The sequence below is a fragment of the Micrococcus sp. HMSC31B01 genome (genome assembly GCF_001816085.1).
Taxonomy (GTDB): domain Bacteria; phylum Actinomycetota; class Actinomycetes; order Actinomycetales; family Micrococcaceae; genus Micrococcus; species Micrococcus luteus.
Genome location: NZ_KV825112.1, coordinates 1 through 3,887 on the forward strand (window position 1 = coordinate 1; position 3,887 = coordinate 3,887).

At 71.0% G+C, this 3,887-nt stretch carries 3 protein-coding genes; 2 read left to right on the forward strand and 1 reads right to left on the reverse strand.

Features of this window, described 5'->3' with window-relative positions:
- A partial coding sequence (gene rpf / locus HMPREF3105_RS06095; protein ID WP_141762444.1) for a resuscitation-promoting factor Rpf occupies nucleotides 1-516 on the reverse strand: 516 nt, incomplete at its 3' end.
- A gap of 621 nt (nucleotides 517-1,137) precedes the next feature.
- On the opposite strand from rpf, the gene HMPREF3105_RS06100 reads away from it, so the two are divergent.
- The gene (locus HMPREF3105_RS06100; RefSeq protein WP_041104698.1) at nucleotides 1,138-2,379 is read left to right on the forward strand and encodes an argininosuccinate synthase; all 1,242 of its coding nucleotides are present in this window, start codon (nucleotides 1,138-1,140) and stop codon (nucleotides 2,377-2,379) included.
- An 85-nt stretch (nucleotides 2,380-2,464) separates the two neighbouring features.
- Nucleotides 2,465-3,887: argininosuccinate lyase (gene argH / locus HMPREF3105_RS06105; RefSeq protein WP_070708983.1), on the forward strand; the 1,423-nt coding region annotated here is incomplete at its 3' end.

Here is a 3,887-nt window from a genome sequence, read left to right on the forward strand (position 1 = left end):
GGCGGCGGCCTGGTCGGCAGCAGCCTGCTCAGCAGCGGCCTGCTCAGCAGCAGCCTCGTCGGCGGCGGACTGGCGCTGCACGGTGGCGGTGCGCTCCACGGCGACCGGGGCGGCCTCGGTGGCGTCCACGTCACCGGCGTCCGCGTCAGCCTGGGTCAGGCCCAGCTTCTGCGAGCACAGCGGCCAGGCGCCCCAGCCCTGCAGGTCCTGGAGGATCTCGGCGCGCTTGATCTGCTCGGCCTTGGAGGCCTGGTGCGGGTAGCCCTCGCCGCCGACGGCCTGCCAGGAGGACAGGGTGAACTGCACGCCGCCGTAGAAGCCGTTGCCGGTGTTGATGTCCCAGGTGCCGTTGGACTCGCACTCGGCGAGGCGGTCCCAGGTGTCCACGGTGGCGGCCTGGGCCAGGGCGGAGAAGCCCACGGCGGCGGCGCCGGCGAGGGTCATGCCCGCAACGATCGAGGCGGTGGCACGGCGGGAGCGGGTGGCGGAAGTGGTGAAGAGAGTCATGGTGTCCATGGCGAGTCCTCGCTGATCGGTGGCCGAGGCACACCGGGGTCGTCCTTCTCCTTGGTCGGGTCATGCCCTCCGTCGGTTCGAGACGACCCAGCAGCGGGCGACCGTCGGAGGGGGTTCGATGTCGTGGCCTCCCCGTCCCCGACCTCTCGGTCAGATCACGGTTCGATCACGAATCGGCTACGGAAGAGTCAACGACGGGAGCCCCCCTCGCGTCAAATCATGGGTCGACGAATTCTTGCCCGTCCGTCTCACATTTGAGATCAGGTGACGAATCGCTCCCTGAGGCGGGAGTACGTGGACGAAATGCACGCCACTGCCCGCATTGGATCTTAGGGCGTCTGATTGGACAGTGTGGACAACCTCCGTCACAGGGGCGTGGGCGAAGGTCACGATCGACGGTCGAAGCCGTGACCGGCGTCGCGTTCGACCCGAACTTCGAGCGCGGGGCCATGGTTGCGGGTGGCCGCCGCGGTGGGCGCAGAGGGGCTGCGCAGGATCCATCAGGAGCTGATATTCCGTCAGTTGCATATTTATTCAAGACCCGGGTAGGATCGTCGCCGAGCACGCCTCCGACGGCCACGTGCCGCGCTCGGAGACCCCCCTATATAAAGAGGAGAAAACGTGAAGGAACGCATCATCCTTGCCTACTCGGGCGGCCTGGACACCTCCGTGGCCATCGGCTGGATCGCCGAGGCCACGGGCGCCGAGGTCGTCGCCGTCGCGGTCGACGTGGGCCAGGGGGGCGAGTCCCTCGAGACGATCCGCCAGCGCGCCCTGGACTGCGGCGCCGTCGAGGCCTACGTCGCCGACGCGCGTGACGAGTTCGCCGAGCAGTACTGCATGCCCACGCTCAAGGCCAACGCCCTCTACATGGACGCCTACCCGCTGGTCTCCGCGATCTCGCGCCCGGTGATCTCCCGCCACCTGGTCGCGGCGGCCCGCCAGTTCGGCGCCTCGACGGTGGCGCACGGCTGCACCGGCAAGGGCAACGACCAGGTCCGCTTCGAGGTCTCCATCCAGACCCTCGGCCCCGACCTGAAGTGCATCGCGCCGGTGCGCGACCTCGCCCTGACCCGTGAGAAGGCCATCGAGTACGCCGAGCGCAACGACCTGCCGATCGTCACCACCAAGAAGAACCCGTTCTCGATCGACCAGAACGTGTGGGGCCGCGCCGTCGAGACCGGCTTCCTCGAGGACATCTGGAACGGCCCCACGAAGGACGTCTACGACTACACGGACGACCCCGCCTTCCCGCCGGCGCCGGACGTGGTCACGATCGCCTTCGAGCGCGGCGTCCCCACGGCCCTCGACGGTCGCGCGCTGAGCCCGCTGGAGATCATCGAGGAGCTCAACCGCCGGGCCGGTGCCCAGGGCGTGGGCCGGATCGACATCGTCGAGGACCGCCTCGTGGGCATCAAGTCCCGTGAGATCTACGAGGCACCGGGCGCCATGGCGCTGATCGCGGCCCACCGTGAGCTCGAGAACGTCACCCTGGAGCGGGAACAGGCGCGCTTCAAGAAGCATGTGGACCAGCGTTGGACCGAGCTGGTCTACGACGGCCAGTGGTACTCCCCGCTGAAGCGGAACCTGGACACGTTCATCGACGCGACCCAGGAGCACGTCAACGGTGAGATCCGCCTGGAGCTCCACGGCGGCCGTGCCACGGTGCAGGGTCGCCGGTCCGAGACCGGCCTGTACGACTTCAACCTCGCCACGTACGACGAGGGCGACTCGTTCGACCAGTCCTCGGCCCGCGGGTTCATCGACATCTTCGGCCTGTCCGCGAAGACGGCCTCGGAGCGCGAGCAGCGCCTGCGCGGCGGCGACGACCTCCAGGACGTCGCCCGCCTGTCCAACGACTGACCCCGCACGCCCCGCGCACGACGGCGGCCCGCCCGCGCCCGGGCCGGCCGCCGTCGGCCTGTCACCGACCTCGAGGAGACCTTCGATGACCGAGAACACCGACGCCCGCCACGGGACCAACGAGGGCGCCCTGTGGGGCGGCCGCTTCGCCGGCGGCCCTTCCGAGGCGCTCGCCGCGCTCAGCAAGTCCACGCACTTCGACTGGCGCCTGGCGCCCTATGACATCGCCGGCTCCCGTGCCCACGCCCGGGTGCTGCACACCGCCGGTCTGCTCAGTGCGGACGACCTGGACGGGATGATCGCGGCCCTCGACCGGCTCGAGGCGGACGTGCGTTCCGGTGCCTACACCCCGGCGGCGTCCGATGAGGACGTGCACGGCTCGCTCGAGCGCGGCCTCATCGAGCGGGCCGGTCCCGAGCTCGGCGGCCGCCTGCGGGCCGGCCGATCCCGCAACGACCAGGTCGCCACCCTCGGCCGGATGTTCCTGCGCGACCACGCCCGCATCATCGCGCGGGGCGTGATCGCCACGGTGGACGCGCTGCTCGATCAGGCGCGGGCGCACCCGTACGCGCCGATGCCGGGCCGCACCCACCTGCAGCACGCGCAGCCCGTCCTGCTCTCGCACCACCTGCTCGCGCACGCCTGGGCGTTCGCGCGGGACCTGCAGCGGCTCGTGGACTGGGACGCGCGCGCGGCCGTCTCGCCGTACGGCTCCGGGGCCCTGGCCGGCTCCTCCCTGGGTCTGGACCCGAACGCCGTGGCCACCGAGCTCGGCTTCGAGTCGGCCGTGTGGAACTCGATCGACGGCACCGCCGCCCGCGACGTGTACGCGGAGTTCGCGTGGGTCGCCGCGATGGTCGGCGTCGACCTGTCCCGCATCTCGGAGGAGGTCATCTTCTGGGCCACCAAGGAGGCGGGCTTCGTGACGCTGCACGACGCGTACTCCACGGGGTCCTCGATCATGCCGCAGAAGAAGAACCCGGACGTCGCCGAGCTGGCCCGCGGCAAGTCCGGCCGCCTCATCGGCGACCTCACGGGGCTGCTGGCCACGCTCAAGGGCATGCCGCTGGCCTACAACCGCGACCTGCAGGAGGACAAGGAGCCCGTCTTCGACGCCGCGGACACCCTCGAGCTGCTGCTGCCCGCCGTCTCCGGGATGATCGCCACCCTCGAGTTCCAGACGGAGCGCATGGCGGAGCTGGCCCCGCAGGGCTTCGCGCTGGCCACCGACGTCGCCGAGTGGCTCGTCCGCCAGGGGGTCCCGTTCCGCGAGGCCCACGAGCTGTCGGGCGAGGCCGTGAAGGCGGCCGAGGCCCGGGGCGTGGAGCTGTGGGACCTCACGGACGACGAGTACGCGGCCATCTCGCCGGCGCTGACCCCGCAGGTCCGCGAGGTGCTCAGCACGGAGGGCTCGCTCGCCTCTCGCGACGCCCAGGGCGGGACCGCGCCGACGGCCGTCGCGGCGCAGATCGGGGCGCTCGAGGACGCCCTGGCGCCGCTGCGCCGCT